Annotated in this window: 18 protein-coding genes; 11 read left to right on the top strand and 7 right to left on the bottom strand. The window is 53.3% G+C overall.

What is annotated here, in order from left to right; genetic code table 11:
• Positions 1-210: 210 nt before the first annotated feature.
• Positions 211-2,139, top strand: coding sequence for a sigma-54-dependent Fis family transcriptional regulator (locus tag PO881_RS21470; RefSeq protein ID WP_280172926.1), 1,929 nt, complete (start codon positions 211-213; stop codon positions 2,137-2,139).
• A gap of 448 nt (positions 2,140-2,587) precedes the next feature.
• On the opposite strand, the gene PO881_RS21465 is transcribed toward PO881_RS21470, so the two are convergent.
• From PO881_RS21465 to PO881_RS21455, 3 genes are all read right to left on the bottom strand, one after another.
• Positions 2,588-3,559: a ParB family protein gene (locus PO881_RS21465; protein WP_110867047.1), complete on the bottom strand. Its 972-nt coding sequence runs from the start codon at positions 3,557-3,559 to the stop codon at positions 2,588-2,590.
• Between the two features lie 7 nt (positions 3,560-3,566).
• Positions 3,567-4,766 (bottom strand): AAA family ATPase, encoded by a 1,200-nt coding sequence (locus PO881_RS21460; protein WP_280172925.1) that lies wholly within the window; start codon positions 4,764-4,766, stop codon positions 3,567-3,569.
• A 1,561-nt stretch (positions 4,767-6,327) separates the two neighbouring features.
• Positions 6,328-7,257, bottom strand: coding sequence for a RepB family plasmid replication initiator protein (locus PO881_RS21455; protein WP_007886110.1), 930 nt, complete (start codon positions 7,255-7,257; stop codon positions 6,328-6,330).
• 481 nt (positions 7,258-7,738) lie between these two features.
• Between PO881_RS21455 and PO881_RS21450 the strand changes: the two genes are divergently transcribed.
• From PO881_RS21450 to PO881_RS21435, 4 genes are all read left to right on the top strand, one after another.
• Entirely contained in the window at positions 7,739-9,115 is a 1,377-nt protein-coding gene (locus tag PO881_RS21450; protein ID WP_280173297.1) for an aldehyde dehydrogenase family protein, read from the top strand.
• 183 nt (positions 9,116-9,298) lie between these two features.
• A complete protein-coding gene (locus PO881_RS21445) occupies positions 9,299-10,573 on the top strand; it encodes a nucleoside permease (RefSeq protein WP_271460611.1) in 1,275 nt (424 codons plus the stop codon).
• 17 nt (positions 10,574-10,590) lie between these two features.
• Complete coding sequence (locus tag PO881_RS21440) at positions 10,591-11,613, top strand: ADP-ribosylglycohydrolase family protein (RefSeq protein WP_277975355.1); 1,023 nt, start codon at positions 10,591-10,593, stop codon at positions 11,611-11,613.
• On the top strand, positions 11,600-12,580 hold the full coding sequence (locus PO881_RS21435) for a PfkB family carbohydrate kinase (RefSeq protein ID WP_192414700.1): 981 nt from the start codon (positions 11,600-11,602) through the stop codon (positions 12,578-12,580). Before PO881_RS21440 ends, PO881_RS21435 begins: the two co-directional genes overlap by 14 nt.
• Here PO881_RS21435 and PO881_RS21430 read toward each other — a convergent pair.
• Positions 12,567-13,307 (bottom strand): GntR family transcriptional regulator, encoded by a 741-nt coding sequence (locus tag PO881_RS21430; RefSeq protein WP_277975152.1) that lies wholly within the window; start codon positions 13,305-13,307, stop codon positions 12,567-12,569. The two genes, PO881_RS21435 and PO881_RS21430, sit on opposite strands and share 14 nt — an antisense overlap.
• An 83-nt stretch (positions 13,308-13,390) precedes the next feature.
• On the opposite strand from PO881_RS21430, the gene PO881_RS21425 reads away from it, so the two are divergent.
• Positions 13,391-13,852, top strand: coding sequence for a type II toxin-antitoxin system RelE/ParE family toxin (locus tag PO881_RS21425; protein WP_277975151.1), 462 nt, complete (start codon positions 13,391-13,393; stop codon positions 13,850-13,852).
• On the top strand, positions 13,845-14,162 hold the full coding sequence (locus PO881_RS21420; protein WP_277975150.1) for a helix-turn-helix domain-containing protein: 318 nt from the start codon (positions 13,845-13,847) through the stop codon (positions 14,160-14,162). The genes PO881_RS21425 and PO881_RS21420 overlap by 8 nt, the downstream gene beginning before the upstream one ends.
• Positions 14,163-14,203: 41 nt before the next feature.
• On the opposite strand, the gene PO881_RS21415 is transcribed toward PO881_RS21420, so the two are convergent.
• Positions 14,204-14,389 carry a tautomerase family protein gene (locus PO881_RS21415; protein WP_008109189.1) on the bottom strand — a complete coding sequence of 62 codons (186 nt, stop codon included), beginning with the start codon at positions 14,387-14,389 and terminating at the stop codon, positions 14,204-14,206.
• A 167-nt stretch (positions 14,390-14,556) separates the two neighbouring features.
• On the opposite strand from PO881_RS21415, the gene PO881_RS21410 reads away from it, so the two are divergent.
• The 4 genes from PO881_RS21410 to PO881_RS21395 are packed head-to-tail and all read left to right on the top strand — an operon-like array spanning position 14,557 to position 19,200.
• Positions 14,557-16,083 carry an ABC transporter substrate-binding protein gene (locus tag PO881_RS21410; RefSeq protein WP_280173296.1) on the top strand — a complete coding sequence of 509 codons (1,527 nt, stop codon included), beginning with the start codon at positions 14,557-14,559 and terminating at the stop codon, positions 16,081-16,083.
• On the top strand, positions 16,083-17,018 hold the full coding sequence (locus tag PO881_RS21405; protein WP_277975354.1) for an ABC transporter permease: 936 nt from the start codon (positions 16,083-16,085) through the stop codon (positions 17,016-17,018). Before PO881_RS21410 ends, PO881_RS21405 begins: the two co-directional genes overlap by 1 nt.
• Positions 17,015-17,800 (top strand): ABC transporter permease, encoded by a 786-nt coding sequence (locus tag PO881_RS21400; RefSeq protein ID WP_101761154.1) that lies wholly within the window; start codon positions 17,015-17,017, stop codon positions 17,798-17,800. The genes PO881_RS21405 and PO881_RS21400 overlap by 4 nt, the downstream gene beginning before the upstream one ends.
• The gene (locus tag PO881_RS21395; protein ID WP_280173295.1) at positions 17,797-19,200 is read left to right on the top strand and encodes an ATP-binding cassette domain-containing protein; all 1,404 of its coding nucleotides are present in this window, start codon (positions 17,797-17,799) and stop codon (positions 19,198-19,200) included. Before PO881_RS21400 ends, PO881_RS21395 begins: the two co-directional genes overlap by 4 nt.
• On the opposite strand, the gene PO881_RS21390 is transcribed toward PO881_RS21395, so the two are convergent.
• Positions 19,197-19,718: an N-acetyltransferase family protein gene (locus PO881_RS21390; protein ID WP_280173294.1), complete on the bottom strand. Its 522-nt coding sequence runs from the start codon at positions 19,716-19,718 to the stop codon at positions 19,197-19,199. The genes PO881_RS21395 and PO881_RS21390 overlap by 4 nt on opposite strands.
• A gap of 140 nt (positions 19,719-19,858) precedes the next feature.
• Entirely contained in the window at positions 19,859-20,407 is a 549-nt protein-coding gene (locus tag PO881_RS21385) for an XRE family transcriptional regulator (RefSeq protein WP_061719009.1), read from the bottom strand.
• Positions 20,408-20,437 lie beyond the last annotated feature (30 nt).

Here is a 20,437-nt window from a genome sequence, read left to right as displayed (position 1 = left end):
CTGTTAGCAGAAAGCGTGCCAGGTTGTTAACTGCCGCGAATCGCCGTATTTCAGGCGGTTAGCCTTGTCGCCGTCAACCAAAAAAGTTGCATTTGCGACTCTGGCGCAACAGCAATTGCTGCATATGCAACTGCTTATGCTTTTTACATGGTGTTAATAGCCAGCGTGAGCATTTAGGTTAACGATATGCTCGTTACAGGACTCAATACCATGTTAACCACCTATAACCACACCGATTCACCGAGCTTAATCGATCCCGCTTCTCTGGCGTTTCAATCGCTGCTGGATAAATTCGCGCCCACGGATGCCACCGTTCTGATTGTCGGCGAAACCGGCACAGGTAAAGAAGTGGTGGCGCGCTATCTGCATCATCACAGCCAACGGCGTAATGGCCCTTTCCTCGCGGTTAACTGCGGTGCTTTGACAGAAAGCCTGGCTGAAGCCGAGTTGTTTGGCCATGAGAAAGGCGCTTTTACCGGCGCGACGCAGTCACATCCCGGCTGGTTTGAATCAGCGCAAGGCGGCACCTTGCTACTGGATGAGATTGGCGAGCTGAGCCCTTCACTGCAGGTTAAATTGCTGCGTGTGCTGCAGGAGCGTGAGATTACGCGCGTAGGCTCGCGTAAAGCTATCAAAGTAGATGTGCGAGTTATCGCGGCTACACATGTGGATTTGGCACAGGCGATTCGCGAGCGACGCTTTCGCGAAGATCTGTTCTATCGCCTGAATATTGCGGTGGTGCCATTACCGCCGTTGCGTCAGCGCCGTGAAGACATTCCGCTGCTGGCACAGCACTTCCTCGCCCTCTACGCACGACGTTTAGGGCGCCCGGCACGGCGTCTTTCTGCTGATGCGCTTGAAGCGCTGCGCGAATACAGCTGGCCGGGCAATATCCGTGAACTGGAGAACACGCTACATAACGCCGTATTGCTGAGCCGCGAAGAGACGCTGACGCCCGCACAGTTGCGACTTGCTGGTTACAGTGAACATGGCTTTAACGAGTCAAACGATTCAACGCTCGACAGTTTTCTTCAGCAGCAGCTAACCAGTCAGCCGCAACAACTGTTTGATCGCGTTATCAGCAGCCTTATTAGCAATGCGCTATCGATGACAGATCACAATCAAACCCAGGCTGCGGCGCTATTAGGTATCAGCCGCCACACATTGCGCACGCATCTGGCTAATCAGGGAATGATTAAAGGACGGCGAAAAGCGCCGGTAACTACGTCGACATCTCATACACACGGGACGCATGAGCGTGAGCTGCGCATTGGCTACCAGAAGTTTGGCAATCTCGGGGTGTTAAAAGCCCGTCAGAGCCTCGAACACTGTTTCGCTCAGCAAGGCATTAGCGTGTTGTGGAGTGAGTTTCCCGCCGGGCCACAGCTGCTGTATGCGCTGCAAAACAACGAAATCGATTTTGGTACCACCGGTGAAGTACCGCCAATCTTCGCTCAGGCGAGTGGCAATGCAGTGACTTATATCGCGTGGGAGCCGCCGGCGCCGAGCAGCGTTGGCATCGTGGTACCGCATGACAGTGATATTCGTATCATCAGCGATCTGCGCGGTAAGCGCATATCGGTTAATAAAGGCTCGAACGTTCACTGGCTACTGCTGCAGCTACTGGAGGAAGCGGGCATTGGTCTGGATGGACTCAAAGTGGTGTATACGCCGCCGAAATATCCGCTCACCGCCAGTGATTATCTTTCGGTTGATGCCTGGATGATGTGGGATCCGGTGCTCAGCGCTGCGGAAAGCAATCCCGAACTGCGGGTTTTGGTTAATGGTGAAGGGCGCGTACATAATCATCAGTTCTATCTGGCGCGGCGTGATTACGTTGAACAGCACCATGACATCCTCAGACAGCTGGTGGAGAGTTTGCAACAAACGGGTTTGTTCATTGATAGCCATCGCCAAGAAGCGTCAATGTTATTGGCTCAGGAGCTGGGATTGGAAATCGCATCAGTAGAACGTGCCTTGACTCGCCGCAGCCACAAAACGCGTGCGATGGCCTTCGAAGTAATCAAAGAGCAGCAGACCATCGCCGATCGCTTTTATGCGTTGGGGCTGATTAATAAACCTGTGCGCGTGCGCGATGCGGTCTGGCAATTTTCATCAGCTTTAACGTTGATTGAGTGAGGTAGGTTTTGAAAGTTATCCACGTTTTCTGTGGATAAATCATTGAATATCATCTGGCTAATCTCGATTAGGGACTTTTGATGATGGCTGAAACTAAAGGTTGATTGGCGATTTCAGCCTGAAATTTTATCTAAAACTCCTTAAATTTCATATCAATAGAGATGAAATCGATTGGGCGAGCAGATGACATTTCACTCGCTGGCTGGACAGCAATTATGCTGTGGCTGGGTTTTGTCGCTTTCGCGCACAGCTGGTTAAATTGGCTGCAGTTAGTTAATCGTAATTGGTGATTTATTAACGGATACCTTTGAGCTGCTGGTTAAAACAGTGGCGATTTCAGGCTGAAATTTCCGCGGCGATAATCTATATTTCATACAGTTAGCGATGAAATTACGCTGGCGAGGCATTGAGAAGGGCATAAAAAAACCGCCCGGAGGCGGCTTTTCACTTACTGATTAAGATACTTGTTAAGCGTCTCGTTAATCACCTTATCCAACTCTTCCTGCAACTCTTTTGACTGGCGATTAAACTCGTAGCTGAACATGCGTCCGCGCGTTTTCTTACGCGCAAAGCGGTCTTTATCGGCGAAACTCCACAATGGCGTCGCCACGGTTTTATCTTTTGCCGGTGACTGAATCAGCGTCTGGCTACCGTTACGCACTAAACGCAGAATGCCATTCTTCACTTCGTCTTCAGCCAATCCATCGCGCGCGCATACAGTATCAACATCCATGCCGATAGTATCGATCAGGGCATCAACCGTTTGTCCGGTTTCCTGCAGCTTCTCATACGCCTGAAGCAGCGATTTATAGTCAGGATAGGTCAGCTCTGAATGATTCGGGAACAGCGTTACCAGCTCAAGCGGCACGCTTGCCGCTTGCAATGCACGCGTTACCTTGGCCTGCGATAAGCCTTCGCTTTGCGCAATCTCTTTCTGCGACAATCCACTCTCTTTAAGCGATAGCAGACGCATGCCCACTTCACGCAGATTGTGCTCGCGCGCGGTCTGAATATCCTGGGCTAAACGGCGCGCTTCTTCCGCCGAGATAGCCACGTCTGTAACCAACACATCAAGCCCAGTTTTGCAGTGCAGAGCCGCTGCACGACGGCGTGAACCATCGAGAATCTCAATGCGATCGTCACGCTTTACGCCAATCGCCGGGAAAAACTGCTGCAATTTGATGGTGCGAATGATGTCGCGCAGCGATTCTGGCGTCAGGCCAGACTGATCGCGGCCATTGGTTTCCATCTTAACGAAGGTTTTCTCTTCAATTTCCTTCGCCGGGATGTGCTCCAGCGTGAACAGGGCGCGTTTACCCGTCGCCAGAATAAATGTCTGAGAATGGCCATCGGCGCTTTCTTCAGTCTGCAATGGTGTCTGGCTGAAAGTTCGGCCAATAGTGATTCTTTTTGCGCTCATAGTAACCTCAGTTCAGGCGAATGAATTCAATACGGTCAAATACGGCTTTCGCGAAATCTTCCGCCGCTGAACGCGCATTCTTTAAGGCTTCGGTGCTGCCCACGTAGGTTGATGGATTGGCTGAGATAACCGTATCAAACGACTCTCCGCAGCGCTCAAAGCCATCCAGACGCGGCAATGCAGCATCAAGCATATCGCCGCCAAAAATCTCTTTCGCCAGGCTGTGACACAGCTTGTGGTCCGCTTTATTCGACAGTTTAGACATAAAGCCAATGTTGCCCTGCAAACGGCAGGCTGCGCCCGATTCTTCAATGATGCCAATCAACTCCGGCAAACGCGTTAAGTACTTCAGCGTGGAGTGGAAATCCACCTGCGCGGGCGGCACTGGCGTCATCAGCAGGTCTGAAGCAGCAATGGCGTTCTTCAGGAAGGCATCAAGATGCGGGCCGCTGTCGATAAAGATAAAGTCGTAATCTTTCTTCAGCTTGGCCACTACATTGTCATACAGCACCGCGTGGATGTTTTGCTCGGGCAGGTGAGCGGCACACAACTCTTCCCAACGCGAGGCAATGAAGGCGTCATCAATTGACGCCGGCAGCACATCGACGCCCGGAATAATCGAGGAAACGATAAACTCGTTGAGCAACTCTTCGCGGCTGACGTTCTGCAGCATCGCTTGTGCGGCGGTCGCTTCTACTAATCCCACTGAACGTTGATGGTTCAGGAACATGGTGGCGGAAGATTGCGGGTCCAGATCGATGACCAGAATACGCAGATCTTCAAACAGCAGATGCGGATGCGCACGTAATGCGTGTGCCAGCGAAACGGTAGAGACCGTTTTCGAAACGCCGCCTTTGAGGTTGCCAACAAAGATGCTAAAGGCTTCATGGTGGCGATCGCGGTACTTGGGCACACCGCGATGGTGATAGATATCGATGATATTCTGGATCGACATCGCATACTTGGTTGAGCTGCCCGCTGCACGCTTATCGAACGAATAACCATTTTCTTCCATTTCGTTGACAGCGTAATCCACGCTCGCACGCGTCAATTTGGGCAGTTTGGCTAACGCCGCTTTAGCGTAAACCTGATAGAACGTGTTTTCCCGCAATTCTTCTTTCTGCGCCTGAATCTGTTCAGTCAGGCTCATCAGCATTCTTTCTGAACGTTGTGCGACCTTCAGAACCTGCTTCTCATCGTTAGCCATACTTGCTCCACACATGTAGGATTTATGACTTTATACATAAATCCAGCACATGAGGCAAATATATCTCTTCTGCACAGGAAGAATAAGTTATGTGAAAACACCTTGATTAAGAGCACGTTAACGAAAATATTCACTGTAATCAGTGATGGTAATTTAGCCATATTGGTTTTTTGTACGATTTTGAACCGCTGATTTATCGTTGATTGGGGCAAAGATTCACTGTAGTCAGTAGCTGATTTCTACCCTGTATGCTTTAAGTAGAGAAAGGAGAAGGGTTGTGGCGGCTGAAATTGCTGGAACGTTCACTGTAATCAGCTAGCAAAAATGCGTCGATGACCAACGTTCACTGCAATCAGTAAAAGGTTCACTGTAATCAGCGAGCGGTGGCTGAAGATTCACTGTAATCAGTAGATGATGCCTGGAAGTAAAAACAGGCGAGAGAGCAACGATAAGTACCAAGCTGTTGAGATATTCACTGTAATCAGCAAATCCTGAAGACGTTTTCACATAACGCCAACGTTCACTGTAATCAGTAAAAGCCTTGTACTCTTCATCGGCAAAGATTCACTGTAATCAGTAGACGTTATCGCACTGCGATAAACCGTTCACTATAATCAGTAAGTCTATTCGGCCTGACTGAGAACATTCACTGTAATCAGTAAAAGTTATGACGCTGTAAAGAACGTTCACTGTAATCAGTACAGCCAGACAAGCATGATAAGACGAACGTTCACTGTAATCAGTAGAGTGTTATTTGCCGACAAGCTGATATGCCAGGAATCGCCATATGCGATACAGCGAAATATCCATAATGTCGTCAACAACATTCACTGTAATCAGTAGAAACACGCTGCTGATTAAAACGCCCAACGTTCACTGTATTCAGTAAAAAACGTTGCGCTGAGCGAGTTTGTTTCATGCTGCAAACCCGGCAGGGCAGGGGACGAATTGGTAACGTTCACTGTAATCAGTGACAGCGTGACATGTTATTCAAGCGGCATATGAGCGTCAGTACGAACGTCTCTCGTTTCAGTTCACTTTAGTGAGAAGACAGACCAAACGTTCACTGTAATCAGCATAGTGACCAACCCTGTCACTTTTACTGGCTGTATTCACAGTCAAACTGCTGATTACAGTGAATCCGTTTGAAACAGGCTTTTTTGATACTTATAAATCATAAAGTTGCATTTGATCGTTCACTGTATTCAGCATGCAGCGCTGTGATTAGCATTCACTGTAATCAGTGAAAGCGAGCGCTCGAACAAACGTTCACTACGATCAGTAGAAAGGCAGTTAAAAAAGGAATTTGAGTACTGCATCACCGCCCTTGTAAGTACTCACTATCTTTAAAAGTAGCTTAGAAAGGGCACAACGCCGTTGAAGACATCGCAGAAGACATGGCAAAAGCAGAAGGCTTCTGATTACAGTGAACGTTGCTGATTACAGTGAATGACGCGAGGACAGCTGATTGCAGTGAATGTTAGCGGAAGAGCATGTGTCACTTTTGCTCAAAAAGTGACACAGCTTGAAGGGGATTACTTATTACAGTGAACGGGCAAGATCACTCTTCAAACTCGATATCTTCCAGCGAATCGATACTTTCAAGATTGCTGATGCCGTCGAGTTTTGGCGTCCTGCTGTGGATGATGAAGAACACTGAGCGGCCGCGTTTCACTTCCGAATAGTCGAGATAGCCGATCTCTTTGAGCTGCTCCATCGCACGTCGCACCACGTGGTTTTGCGTGGTGGTTTTCGAGCCCAGGTTTAAACGCATGCGCAAACGCGCCAGAGAGATGGGCGCCGGATTCGTTGGCAAACTTTCGAGATAGGTATACAGCGCCTGAGCCGATTCTTTACGCTTCAAACGCGAAATGGCTCGCAGCTGCAGTAACACTTTATGGTCGAAATTATAGAGCTCGAATAACTTTGGATCGGCCTGGATGCGCACCAGATCCTTTTCACGATCGTAATACGCCGATTGCACAAGGTGAGTGTGATAGGCTTTGCCATTACCTTCAAAAGACAACGTATTGGTCGCAATGCGTCGCAGAGAGGCATCTAAGCGCTTACGTAGCGCAGCCGAAGAGTTTGCCGAAGGGATCCCGCACATTTTAACGAAATCGATAAACGGCAGCGTCACGGTGTCGCCCTTTGAGGGATAACGCGAGAAAGACTGAATAATACCGGCCCAGGTTTTGAAATCATTATCCATGTCCAGCCTTGCGCCGGTAATGGTAATTTTTTCATAGCCTTCCGATTTCACTAAAGAAAGGTTCTTCAGCTCTTTCGTTGCATCGGTCGATGCCATCGCGCCTGATTTACCGCGCGCGGTGGACTTCAATGTAGGAACAAACAGACCCAAGCGCATTAAAGCGACCGGTTGTACGGTGTTATTTTTATTGGGGTGGAGTTGAATAACTTCACCGCTATTTTTTGTCACCGACAGAAAAGGCTCAAGTAACGCCTTGTTTTCACTCTCTTTATCTGCCATAGCCTGAGATCTTCATTCTGTGGATGAAAAGGGTCGTTTTCTGATTACAGTGAACATTAACACTGTTTATAGTGAACATTCTACTCTCTATAGTGAATAAACTACTGACTCCAGTGAACACTTTACTCATTATAGTGAACGCGATCACCTTCTGAGCCCTTGTGGGGTGCGGCCTACGACGATCGGGGATCTCTTAGGATCTCTTTAAGATCTCTATATGATCTTTCTTTAAGATCTATTCACTGTATAACTTAATAATGCCCGGACTGACGTGGCTTTAGACCGGCAAAATGTTTAAAACAGCCCCATTGCAATAACATCCCCTTTGATCCCACCAAATCATCAGTTATATGCGATATGGATCCTTCTATTTCTCCATAAATGAACAACTTCCTCATTATTATTCATTTTTAAGAAATTACATCCCGGCGTAAAGTGAACTTCATCGAACAACACATCACTTATGACGAGGTTATATTTCATGACTGACAACGTTATCTCCCGCAACCCTACTACCGGCGACATCCTCGCAAGCTATCCGCTACAGAGCGCAGCCGAGTTGGAAGCCGCATTGCAGCAAAGTGCTGATGCCTATGCAGAGTGGCGCTATACCTCAATGCCACAGCGAGTGAGAGTGCTGCATCAACTGGCAGAACAGATCCGCCAACGTCAGGATGAGCTGGCAACCATGGCCACGCTGGAAATGGGCAAACCTATCGCTCAGGCACGTGCTGAAGTACTGAAATGCGCCAATCTGTGTGACTGGTATGCAGAGAACGGTCCGACGATCCTGGCCGACAAACCAACATTGGTGGAAAACCAGCAAGCGTGGCAGTCATTTCGCCCGATTGGTGTGATTCTTGCTGTAATGCCATGGAACTTCCCTTACTGGCAGGTTCTGCGCGGCGCAGTCAGCATCTTGCTGGCGGGCAATACCTACGTGCTCAAGCACGCGCCAAGCGTAATGGGATCCGCCAACCTGATGAAGTCACTTTTTGACGCCACCGAACTGCCTAAAGGCGGCTTTACCGTGATCAACGTCGATAACGATGGCGTTTCAGCCGCGATCAAAGATCCGCGTATTGCCGCTGTAGCGGTAACCGGCAGCGTGCGTGCAGGCGGTGCAATTGCAGCGCAAGCCGGTGCAGTACTCAAGAAAACTGTACTGGAGCTGGGCGGCGCGGATCCTTTCATCGTGCTGGCGGATGCAGACCTGGATGCTGCAGTGGCCTCAGCGGTCACAGGACGCTATCAGAACACAGGACAGGTCTGCATGGCAGCCAAGCGGTTCATCATTGAAGAAAGCGTCGCAGAAGCGTTTGAGGCGCGTTTCAGCGCAGCGGTGCAGGCATTGAAGATCGGCGATCCTTTGGCAGAAGATACCTACATCGGACCAATGGCGCGTTACGATCTGCGTGACGAGCTGGATAATCAAGTGCAGCAGACCATCAAGGAAGGCGCACGTTTGGTATTAGGCGGCCATAAGATCGACGGCCCAGGCAACTATTACGCCCCGACGATCCTCGCCGATGTCACACCAGCCATGACCGCATTCCAGCAAGAGATCTTTGGCCCGGTCGCAGCAATTAGTGTCGCTCGTGATGCACAACATGCCCTTGAGCTGGCAAACGACAGCGAATTCGGGCTGAGTGCAACAGTGTGGAGCGGCAACGAAGCGCTGGCCAACGAACTGGCGGAAAAACTCGAGACCGGCGCGGTATTTATCAATGGCAATGGTGCGTCAGATCCGCGAGTTGCGATTGGAGGCGTGAAGAAGAGCGGCTATGGTCGTGAACTGTCAAGCTTTGGCGTCCACGAATTCTGCAATATTCAGACGGTATGGAAAAACCGCCGCTAAGCATCACAGGGCGCGTCAGGCGCGCCCTTATTCCCATCCTCCGCCCCCAAATATCTCGCATCTCATACCGTTGCACATCATTTAAAATGTTGTGGACCAGTTCAAAAAATCCACCAGTGGTATTACAAAGGTATTATATCCGGTGTTAGATTTGCCTCCACCTACACCGGGGAGTCCTTTTAAATGAAAACAACAATCCCAAAACTGTCGTTCATGATGTTTCTTGAATGGTTTATCTGGGGCGCATGGTTTGTACCGCTCTGGGCATTTCTCAGCAAAAACGGCTTCTCGCCGGTTGAGATAGCCTGGTGCTACGCCTGTACTTCGATAGCCGCCATCCTGTCGCCGATCCTTGTCGGATCGCTGGCCGATCGCTTCTTCCAGGCGCAAAAAGTGTTGTCGCTGCTGACGATCGTCGGATCGATTCTGATGTTCTTCGCAGCTCAGCAAACGCATTTCGGCGGTTTCTTCCCGTTGCTATTACTGTATGCGCTCACTTACATGCCCACCATCGCCTTAACCAATAGCATTGCGTTTTCGCACGTCGCGGATGTGGAGCGTGATTACCCGCGCATTCGCGTCATGGGCACACTTGGCTGGATCGCGTCTGGCATCGTTTGTGGTTTCCTGCCGCCGCTGCTGGGCTATGGCGATATCTCAGCCAGCAACGTGCCGTTATTGATCACCGCCGCAAGCTCGCTGTTACTGGGCATTTTTGCCCTGACGTTGCCCGCCACCGAGCCGAAAAGCACCGGCAAATTCAGCCTGCGCGTCGCGCTTGGTCTGGATGCGCTGCATCTGCTGAAGGATCGTAGCTTCCTCGTGTTCTTCGTCTGCTCCTTCCTGTTCAGCATGCCGCTGGCGTTTTACTACATTTTTGCCGAAGGCTATCTGACGGAAGTCGGCTTACCGCACGCCACCGGTTGGATGACGCTCGGCCAGGTTTCGGAAATCTTCTTCCTGCTGGCGCTGCCGTTCTTCATCAAACGCTTTGGCATCGGCAAAGTGCTGCTGCTGGGATTAACCACCGCCGCACTGCGCTACGTGTTCTTCGTGTTCGGTGGCGATCAAAACATGCTGACTTACGGCTTGCTGTTCATGGGCATTCTGCTGCACGGCGTCAGCTACGATTTCTACTTCATCACCGCTTACATCTACGTTGATAAGAAAGCGCCAGTGGCGATGCGTAATGCTGCGCAAGGGCTGATCACGCTGGCCTGTCAGGGTATCGGCAGCCTGCTGGGTTACCGCCTTGGCGGCTATCTGATGCAGGAAATGTTCGCCTACGACCAACCCCGCGACGGGCAGACTTTCAACTGGGCAGGCATGTGGATGTTTGGCAGCGTGATGATCGTAATGATCACCATCGCCTTTATCGTCCTGTTCCGCGACGGCAAAAAACGCAGCGATGAACTTACCGCTTTCGAAAATTCAGCAACCGCTGACAGCCATAAATAAGAGATTTCACCATGACGATGACAACGCAAGAAAAACGGATTTTAGGCGCGTTTTACGGCCAGGCGCTGGGCGATGCGATGGGCATGCCATCCGAATTATGGCCGCGCTCACGCGTGAAGCAGCACTTTGGCTGGATCGATCGCTTCCTGCCCGGTCCGGCTGAGAACAACGCCGCCTGCTACTTTGGCCGGGCGGCCTTTACCGATGACACTTCTATGGCGCTGGCGTTGGCTGATGCGATCGTATCGCACGATGGCGAGATCAACGCCGAAACCATTGGTGCGAATATTTTGCAGTGGGCTGAGTCGTTTGATGCCTTCAACAAAAACGTGCTTGGACCGACCTCAAAAATCGCGCTCAACGCCATGAAAGCCGGCACGCCGGTGTCGCAGCTGGAAAATAACGGCATGACTAACGGCGCAGCGATGCGTGTGTCACCGCTCGGCTGTCTGCTGCCAGCACGCGATTTACCGGCATTCATCGATGCCGTCGCACTGGCGTCGAGCCCAACGCATAAATCGGATGTCGCGATTTCCGGCGCGACGGTGATTGCATGGGCTGTTTCACGCGCCATTGACGGTGCCAGCTGGGCAACGATCCGCGATGAACTGCCTGCGATCGCACGCGCGGCGCAGGAAAAGCGTGTCACCACCTTTAGCGCATCAATGGCGGCACGCCTCGAACTGGCGTTAAGCGTGGTCGCGCAGGGCAGGGGCGTGGAATCCACCATGCAGAAGATTTACGATTTGGTGGGCACCGGAACCGGCACCATTGAATCGGTACCGGCGGCGATTGCGATGGTGGAATTGGCCGAGACCGATCCTAATCGCTGCGCGATCCTTTGCGCTAACCTCGGCGGCGATACCGATACCATCGGCGCGATGGCGGTGGCCATTTGCGGCGCGCTGCACGGCATCGACAGCATCGACGTTGCCTTGAAAGCCGAGCTGGATGCAGCTAACGCGCTGGATTTCACTCGTTACAGCGCTGCATTCACGCGTTTCCGCCAGCAGCGCGAGGCCGCTTATGTTGACGCCTGATGATCTGCAGAGACTTGAAAGCCGTCTGCCAGTGCTTGTGATTGGTGCGGCGGTAGTGGATGTGATTGCTGACGCTTACTCGTTGCCCCATCGTGGCAGCGATATTGAGCTCCATCAGCAGGGCGTCAACGTGGGCGGCTGTGCGCTAAATGTGGCGATTGCGCTGCACCGGCTTGGCATCCCGTCCATCAATGCGCTGCCGCTCGGCAACGGCACTTGGGCCAGCATAGTGCGGCAGAAGCTGACGGAATATGGCATCCACAGCGTGCTGGAAACGGCGAAAGGCGATAACGGCTGGTGTTTAGCGTTAGTGGAACCTGATGGCGAGCGTACTTTTCTGTCAGTGAGCGGCGTGGAAAATCAGTGGGATGCAGCGCTGCTGAACACGTTGCCGCAGCTGGCCAATCGCTGGATCTACCTTTCCGGCTATCAGCTCACCAGCAAAAGCGGTGATGTGCTGATCGACTGGCTGGAGCAGCAAAGCCAGCCGTATCAGTTGCTGGTGGATTTCGGTCCGCGTCTGGCGGATATCGGTGATGCGCATTTCGAACGCGTTATGGCGTGCCATCCACTGATTACAGTGAACAGACAGGAAGCCGAACTGCTGTGGCATGAACGTATGAATCAAACAGAACCCTTTGATGCGCATAAGTTAATGACGTGCTGGCAGCAGCGATTCGGTGGCGCGATGGTGGTGCGACTTGATAGCGAAGGCGCCGGTTTCGTTAACGCGGAAACCCAGGGCTGGATGCCGGCGCTGCCGACAAAAGTGGTCGATACTATCGGCGCAGGCGACAGCCACGCGGGTGGATTACTGGCGGGATTAGCGTCGGGTTGGTCGCTGGCAGAAAGCGTCGCGCTGGGCAACGCGGTGGCGTCTTTTGTGGTGTCACAACGCGGCGGCGATTGCGCGCCCGATCGCGCCACGTTAACAGCTTACTGGCAACAGCGCCTTACTCCGCAATAAACACATACATATCGCTACGACAGTAGCTAATGCTGTACTCCAGCGGATTGCCCTGCGCATCTAACGCCAGCTGCTTGATCACCAAAACAGGTACGTTGTCGGGTAGGGCGATCTGCTGCTGCAGCGCCTCATTAGGCATGCGAGCACTCACTCTGCTTTGCGATTTTACCGGCAGAATTTGTTGCTGGTGGAAATAGTCGTAAAGCGAAATGCCAATCTCATCCGCATTAGCGATATAGCGCGCCGGCACCCAGGATTCTTCCACCGACACCGCTTGCTGATCGACATAACGAATACGTTTCAGCAAATACACTTCGCTGCCTTTGTCCAGCCCCAATTTCTCAGCGATTTCTGCATCGCAATGGATTTTGCTTTTGTTAATCCACACGGTGTCGGGCTTTTTACCACGCAATACCGCTTGCTGCGACAAGCCTTTCGGCTCTTTCAGTGAGTACTCTAACTGGCTGCAGATTTGCGTACCGTAGCCTCGAGAGCGCAATACCACGCCCTCTTTTTCCAGCGCATCCATGGCTTTACGCACGGTAATGCGCGAAATGTTCAGCGACTGGCTGAAGTCACGCTCACTCGGCAGGATCTCTTCATGCACTAACACGCCATCACGCACCGCATCTTTAATTGCAGTGGCAAAGCGTTTGTACAGCGGCGTGCGGCTGTTATCAGCAAGGGTAAAAGTCAGCCGCGAAAATAGTTGAGTTTGGTCGGTCATAGTGGGCGGGTTCACTTATCCTGGTAAGCGGCAGAACGTCTATGATACTGACTTTCAGGCGATTGGGATACGCCAGCAAGCGCATGAAAATTGATCTTACCCGTAAGCATGACTATAGTAATGCTTACGGATTAAAGAGTGGCAAGGAAGCGACCATGGGAATTTATCTCACGCCAGAATTTCAGGAAGAACGTTTAAAAGCACGCATCAACGACAAAATTTTGTGTAAGGCAGCGATGTCCATTTTTGCCGGGCTTCACGGCGATTGCCTGGGTCGATTTACTTATAAGAAGCGAGTCGGTTTACCTGGCATCGGTGCTTCTGATGGGGCGCGCTGCATAGTATTTTTCAATGATGGGAAAAATCTTTACTTTTTTGATATGTATTTAAAAAGTCAGCTTTCGAAGAAGAAAGGCAAAGAGTTAGAAGACGATGAAATTGATGCCTATTGCAGCATCGCGCGAGATTTCATTGCTATGCCCGACGAGCTAATCGAGGCGTTAGTTAAAGTTAAAGAGTTGATTGAGGTAAACTGTAATGACTGATCGTTTAAAAAAAATCCAGAGCATGGCGCAACGTTATAATCAGCTTGGAGCAGTGAAAGATGAAACAGTTGCCGAAATTAACGCTGCTATAGAAGCGCGTAACATTCCTCCAGTACGTACGATGAGTGGTATAGAAATTAAAGCAGTGCGACTGCGCTGGAATATGTCGCAAGCAGCGCTGGCGTTAACCACCGGAATGTCTGTGGAAAGCGTATCCAAGTGGGAGCGCAACGAAAGCAAGCCAAACAAAGCGGCATTACGCATTCTCAACACGATTGAAGATAAAGGGCCAGCCGTCTTTATCCTCTGAATAATAAAAGCCCCATTGGGGCTTTTAGGCATACACCCGACTCAACGCTCATCAAACGGCACGCCACCTTTCGACTTATGATGTTTTGGCGTTTCGATAATGGAAACTGTCACTGAATTAGCATCGATCTCAAACGAATCTGCCACCGCCGCGGTGACGGCTCTCAACAACTTCTTTTTCTGCTCAATCGTGCGACCTTCTGCCGCATACACAACGATTTCTGGCATCTCTGCTGCTCCATAAAGTAAACGTTCGTTTTCAGCATAGCGCAGCAAAAGCACTGCGCGCAGCGTCAATCACCTGTCTTTGCCAGCAATCTGTGTTGAAATGTGTATTGTTATGTTATAACGTAATTAACTCACATAATATGTAGCGGCTTCAGTCGGAAATCTTAATGAAATCAATGAAAAAATTGCTTATCGCTTCGGCGTTAGGCCTGGCTTCTTACGCCTCAATGGCGGCTGAACATCAGGATAAAACGGTGCGCATTGCGGCACCGTTTGAAATCAAAGGCGCCGATCCCGCACTCTCCGGCGACATTTTGTTGCGAATGGATGTGGTGGAAACGCTGGTGGAAGTGAACGAACGCGCCGAGCCCATTCCGGCGCTGGCGCAAAGCTGGCAGGTATCGGCAGATGGTTTGCAATGGCAATTGAATTTGCGTCCCAACGTACGCTTCCATGATGGATCGCCATTGGATGCGGCCGCGGTGGTGAAATCACTCAACACCGCGCGCAGCAAAGCGGGTCTGCTGGATAAAACGCCGATCACCGCTATCAGCGGGGAAGGGCAACGCGTCACCATCACCTTGAGCGAACCATTTACGCCGCTGCTTTCGGTTTTAGCAGAGAGCCGTTCCCAGATTCTGGCGTTGGCTAGCTGGGATGCGCAGGGCAACATCACCCGCATCATCGGCAGCGGCCCGTTTATGCTGACGTCATTCCAGCCACCGCAATCGCTGGCAGTAAAACGTTTTGAAGATTACTGGGGCAAAAAGCCAGCGATTGCGGCTGCCAGCTATCTCTCTTCCGGGCGCGCCGAAACACGCGCCTTGCTGGCGGAAAGCGGCGACGCGGATTACGTATTCAACCTGGATGCTGCCAGCCGTCAGCGTTTAGCGCGCAAGCCAGCGCTACAACTGCCGGCCATTCCGGTGCCGCGCACGCTGATGCTGAAACTCAATGCGGGCGATCCGCTGTTAGCCGAACAGCCGGTGCGTGCAGCGATCAGCATGGCGATAGACCGTAACGCGCTGGCGATGGCGGTATTGCGTTATCCGGGCTCGGCCACTCAGTTATTCCCGCCGAATATGGGTGAATGGCACAACAACGCACTGCAACCGTTGCAATTCAATCCGCAGCAGGCGGCACAGCAACTGCAGGCGGCGGGTTGGAAAATGGGTGCAGATGGCGTGTTAGCACGTAACGGCCAGCGCTTTAGTGTGACGCTGCTGACCTTCCCCGATCGTCCCGAACTGCCGCTGATGGCGATGGTTATCCAGCAGCAGCTGCGCAAAGTCGGCATTGAAGTGAAGATCAACTCCACCAACGCCAGCGAAATTCCGGCGCAGCATCACAGCAATCGTCTACAACTGGCGCTGTTTTCCCGCAACTTTGCACTCACGCCTGATCCCACCGGCACGTTACTGCAGGATTATGCGGAAAAGGGCGGCGACTGGGGCGCGATGAACTGGCATCCGGCCGGTTTTAGCGCGGCATTGCACACCTTAACGCAATCCACTGACACGGCAGAACGTGCGCAGGCGCGTAACCTGATCACTGCCTCGTTACAGCAGGATTTGCCAGTGATCCCGATTGCCTGGTATCAGCAATCGGCCGCGATTAACAGCAAGCTGAAAAACGTCACGCTCGATCCGTTTGAACGCCACTTTGGTCTGCGTCAGATGGAGTGGGATCAATGATGTTCAAACTACTTGGCTGGCGCGTAGCGCAGGCAGCTTTTGTGGTGTTGGCGGTGGGATTACTCACCTGGTTTTTGGTGCAGTCCTTGCCCGGCGATATGGCATGGCGCATTGCCAGCGGTCGTTATGGCTACGATCGTGTGGATGCCAACGCGGTGGCGCGGGTGCAGCAAGAACTGAGTGGCTCGCTGCAGCAGGGCAGCGCGTTGCTGCACTGGCTATTCGATCTGCTGCAGTTCAACTTTGGTCGTTCGCTGGTCTCCGGCGAACCGGTGATGGATGAACTGCGCTGGCAGCTGAGTCAAACGCTGGCGCTGGCAGGTTCATCGCTTTTCCTGACGATACTGTTCACCTTGCCGCTGGGTATATGGGCGGGATGCCATGCCAATGGCAAGCTCGACCGCGCATTATTCTGGCTGAGCGCACTGCTGAAATCGGTACCGCATTTTGCGCTGGGCATGCTGCTGATTGTCCTGCTGGCGCTGCAGCTCGATTGGCTGCCCAGCGCCGGGCATGGCGAGCTGCGTCATTTTCTATTGCCATCGTTGACGCTGGCATTGTCGTTAACCGCGGTGGGCGTGCGCGTGGTGCGTGAAGCCACGTATCAGGTTGTCAGCTCGGGCTATTACCGCTGGGGCGCGCAGAAAGGATTAGCGCCCGCAACGTTATTGCGTCGTCATGGATTGCGCAACCTCGCATCGCCGGTATTGACCTGGTTCGGCATGCAGTTTGTCTGGCTGGTGGAAGGCGTAGTGGTGGTCGAAACGCTGTTTGCCTGGCCTGGCATTGGTCACGCGCTGGTGCATGCCATCTTCGCCCGCGATGTGCCGGTGATTCAGGCCAGCGCCATGACGCTCGGACTGCTGTTCGTGCTGCTGAATATGCTGGTGGATGCGGGTTGTCATCTGCTTGATCCCAGAGGAGCACGCGCATGACAATTTCATTTTCGCGTCTTATCGGCCTGCTGCTGTTGTGCTTGCTGCTTGGTTTCGCCTTCCTGCTGCCTCTGATTCATCACGGCGACCCGCTGGAACAGGATCTGCTGCAAATGCTGCACGCGCCGAGCGGCGCCAATCTTCTCGGGTTTGATCATCTTGGTCGCGACATGCTGCCGCGCCTCAGTGCCGCGTTGCGCCTTTCGCTGGGTCTCGCGGCGCTCTGTGTGATGAGCGCACTGCTTGCGGGCGTGCTGGCTGGCGTATTCAGCGCACTGTATGGCGGCTGGCTGGATCGTCTGCTCAGCATGCTCGGCGATATGTGTCTGGCGCTGCCGGGATTGCTGCTGGTGCTGCTGTTAGCGGCGATTGCGCCGGATTCTCCCGGCATGTTGTGGCTGGGGATTTCGCTGGTGCTGTGGGTGGAGTTCTTCCGCGTCACGCGCGCAACCCTGCGCCCGATTGTGCAGGCACCCGGCATGCAGGCCTCAAAGTTGCTCGGTTTTTCGGCGTTCTACCGTTTCCGCCGACACCTGTGGCCAGCGTTAGCGCCGGTATTAACCACGTTGACTCTGTTCTCGTTCAGCAGCGCCATCATGGCGGTCTCTGCGCTTGGCTTTATCAGCGTCGGCGTACGTCCGCCGACGCCAGAACTGGGTTTAATGATGACCGAACTGCTGCCGTTTGCCTGGGAAGCGCCGTGGCTGTTAATGCAGCCGGTAATCGCGCTGTTTCTACTGTTGATCAGCCTGAATCTGTTAATGAAAGAGGAGCGTAAATGAAAGGATTACAGGTTATCGGCATCAGCGTCACAACCGCCAACGCCACGCTGGTGGAACCGGTTGATTTCACCTTGCAGCCCGGACAACCGCTGACCTTGCTGGGTGAAACCGGTTCAGGTAAAAGCCTGCTGGCACAAGCGGTCATGGGCATTTTGCCTGACGATTTACAGGCCAGCGGTACGCTAATCATCAACGAACAGCGTTTTACCCTGCCGCAGGATGCCGGATTGTTGCGTGAATTATGGGGCCGCACATTAGCGTCGCTGCCGCAGGAGCCGTGGCTGTCGCTGGATCCCACCATGTCAGTGCTGCAGCAGGTTGCGGAAGGCTATCGTTATGTACGCGGACAGGCGAAATCCACCAGCGCACTGTCGGCCCAGCGCGATTTACAGCAGCTTGGTTTACAGGACGCGGCGCCGCGTTTTTCGTGGCAACTCTCCGGCGGGATGGCGCAGCGCGCCGCCTTTGCCGCCGCACGAGCAGGTGGCGCGGAGATACTGATTGCCGATGAACCCACCAAAGGGCTGGATGTGGCGCGTCGTGACGAGGTAGCGGCCTTACTGCGCCGGGAAGTGGCCGACGGCGGCACACTGCTCACCATCACCCACGACATCGCGCTGGCCCGCCAGTTGAGCGGTGAGGTGATCGTGATGCACAAAGGCAAGGTGATTGAGCAGGGCAGGGCGGAACAGGTGTTACATGCGCCCCAGCAGCGCTATACGCGTGAATTACTCGCCGCCGATCCCACCGCCTGGCCTGCACGGCAACAAACCGTTATGGGCAGTAAACCGGTAGTGAGCGCTGAGGGCATCCGCTTGCAGCGCGGCGGTAAATCGCTCGGCGTGCCGCAAAACTTCAGGCTGCACGCCGGGGAAATCGTTGGATTACACGGTGCCAGCGGCAGCGGTAAAAGTAGCTTTGGCGATGTGCTGCTCGGGCTGCTAACGCCGCAGCAAGGCAAGGTGACGCGCCATGCGGCGGTCGATGCGCTGAAATACCAGAAGATTTATCAGGATCCGTCAGCCCTGTTTCCGCCGCCCCGCACGCTGGCGCAAAGCCTGGACGATGTGTTGCGCCGTCATCGCATCGCCTCCACGCGGCGGGATGCGCTGATGGAGCAATTGGCGCTGACGCCGGAACTGCTGACGCGTCGTCCCGATTCACTGTCGGGCGGCGAGTTGCAGCGCTTCTCGCTGTTACGCGTGATGCTGCTGGATCCGGTATTTCTGTTTGCCGATGAACCTACATCGCGTCTGGATCCGCTGGTGCAGCAGCAAACCATCCAGCTCATCACCTCGCTGGCGCGCGAGCAGCAGTGCGCGGTGTTGCTGGTGAGCCACGATCGCGATCTGCTGGAAAAGGCCACGCATCGTATGATCGCGATGGAGGCAGTCGCTTAACGTTCTGGCGGCTTGCTGTCGCCGTGACCGAGTGAACGCTGCATCACTACGGTATCTAACCAGCGGCCATGTTTGAATCCCACCGATTTCATTACACCGGTGTGCTCAAAACCGAGCGCCCGGTGTAATCCCAGCGATCCGGCATTCGCGCTATCGCCAACAATCGCGATGATTTGGCGAAATCCCGCCGCTTCTGCCAGCGCAATGGCTTTTTGCAACAGTGCGCGACCAATGCCTCTGCCGGTTTGCTGCTGATCGAGGTAAATCGAATCCTCCAGCGTGAAGCGATAGGCATAACGCGGGCGATACGGCGCCAGATAGCAGTAACCCAGCACCTGATCATCCTCCTGCGCCACCAGCCAAAAACCGCCGCGCTGCTGCACATCCTGCACGCGATTCTGCATTTCGCTCGCCGAAGGTGGTTCAGTTTCAAAGGTCGCGGTGCCGTGCAGCACATGCCAGGCGTAGATTTTCTGAATGGCAGCGGCGTGATGAGGTCGGGCGGGAATAATGTCCATATGTTCCTGATTATTAGCGGCGAAAACCACAGCATGCCACCGCGCCGCACGTGAATCATCGGGTTTAACAATAGGAAATTCTGATGGTCACTCTGCAATTCCGTAGTGGCGCCATTTATGGCGACCTGATCAACCTTCGCTCAATTCTGCTCCGACAGCTGCACCGCCATGGTATCCGCCTCTAAGGCTTCGAAAACATGCGGTTCGTCTGCGGGATAGCAAATGTAGTCACCGGGATGCAGTTCGACCGGCGCATCGCGCGGCCCAACCAGCGCCCGGCCACGCGCGATAATCACATGCTCCACCGAGCCCGGCGGATGCGGTTTTGAATCGCGCGGCGCGCCCGGTTGGCTAGTAACCAGATAAAGATCGCGGCGTCCGCCGGGCGGGCAGCTTGCCAGCAATGCCGCCTGATAATCCGCCATCTCCGCTGAGACGATCATGCCTTCGCCACGGCGAATCACCTGCAATCGCTTCACTTCCGGCTCCATCAAACGCGCGAAAGGAATGTTTAGCGCCACACACAGCGCCCATAACGTTTCAAGGCTGGGATTGCCATTGCCCGCTTCGAGCTGCGACAGCGTAGATTTGGCGATGCCGGCACGACGCGCCACCTCTGTCAGTGAAAGCCCCGCGCGCTGACGTTCGCGCAGTAATCCGACAGCAATAATATCAATTGGCGTGGTCAAACCCTCTCCTGTTCTTTATATCGAACGATT

The sequence above is a fragment of the Pantoea sp. SS70 genome, from assembly GCF_029866845.1.
GTDB lineage: Bacteria > Pseudomonadota > Gammaproteobacteria > Enterobacterales > Enterobacteriaceae > Pantoea > Pantoea leporis.
The sequence above is the reverse complement of the archived record's forward strand: the minus strand, read 5'-3'. Positions and strand labels throughout refer to the sequence as shown.

What these genes read in the sequence shown, in the direction of transcription:
- PO881_RS21470 (WP_280172926.1), top strand. Translation starts at nt 211, where the DNA reads ATGTTAACCACCTATAACCACACCGATTCACCGAGCTTAATCGATCCC.
- PO881_RS21465 (WP_110867047.1), bottom strand. Translation starts at nt 3,559, where the DNA reads ATGAGCGCAAAAAGAATCACTATTGGCCGAACTTTCAGCCAGACACCA.
- PO881_RS21460 (WP_280172925.1), bottom strand. Translation starts at nt 4,766, where the DNA reads ATGGCTAACGATGAGAAGCAGGTTCTGAAGGTCGCACAACGTTCAGAA.
- PO881_RS21455 (WP_007886110.1), bottom strand. Translation starts at nt 7,257, where the DNA reads ATGGCAGATAAAGAGAGTGAAAACAAGGCGTTACTTGAGCCTTTTCTG.
- PO881_RS21450 (WP_280173297.1), top strand. Translation starts at nt 7,739, where the DNA reads ATGACTGACAACGTTATCTCCCGCAACCCTACTACCGGCGACATCCTC.
- PO881_RS21445 (WP_271460611.1), top strand. Translation starts at nt 9,299, where the DNA reads ATGAAAACAACAATCCCAAAACTGTCGTTCATGATGTTTCTTGAATGG.
- PO881_RS21440 (WP_277975355.1), top strand. Translation starts at nt 10,591, where the DNA reads ATGACAACGCAAGAAAAACGGATTTTAGGCGCGTTTTACGGCCAGGCG.
- PO881_RS21435 (WP_192414700.1), top strand. Translation starts at nt 11,600, where the DNA reads ATGTTGACGCCTGATGATCTGCAGAGACTTGAAAGCCGTCTGCCAGTG.
- PO881_RS21430 (WP_277975152.1), bottom strand. Translation starts at nt 13,307, where the DNA reads ATGACCGACCAAACTCAACTATTTTCGCGGCTGACTTTTACCCTTGCT.
- PO881_RS21425 (WP_277975151.1), top strand. Translation starts at nt 13,391, where the DNA reads ATGAAAATTGATCTTACCCGTAAGCATGACTATAGTAATGCTTACGGA.
- PO881_RS21420 (WP_277975150.1), top strand. Translation starts at nt 13,845, where the DNA reads ATGACTGATCGTTTAAAAAAAATCCAGAGCATGGCGCAACGTTATAAT.
- PO881_RS21415 (WP_008109189.1), bottom strand. Translation starts at nt 14,389, where the DNA reads ATGCCAGAAATCGTTGTGTATGCGGCAGAAGGTCGCACGATTGAGCAG.
- PO881_RS21410 (WP_280173296.1), top strand. Translation starts at nt 14,557, where the DNA reads ATGAAATCAATGAAAAAATTGCTTATCGCTTCGGCGTTAGGCCTGGCT.
- PO881_RS21405 (WP_277975354.1), top strand. Translation starts at nt 16,083, where the DNA reads ATGTTCAAACTACTTGGCTGGCGCGTAGCGCAGGCAGCTTTTGTGGTG.
- PO881_RS21400 (WP_101761154.1), top strand. Translation starts at nt 17,015, where the DNA reads ATGACAATTTCATTTTCGCGTCTTATCGGCCTGCTGCTGTTGTGCTTG.
- PO881_RS21395 (WP_280173295.1), top strand. Translation starts at nt 17,797, where the DNA reads ATGAAAGGATTACAGGTTATCGGCATCAGCGTCACAACCGCCAACGCC.
- PO881_RS21390 (WP_280173294.1), bottom strand. Translation starts at nt 19,718, where the DNA reads ATGGACATTATTCCCGCCCGACCTCATCACGCCGCTGCCATTCAGAAA.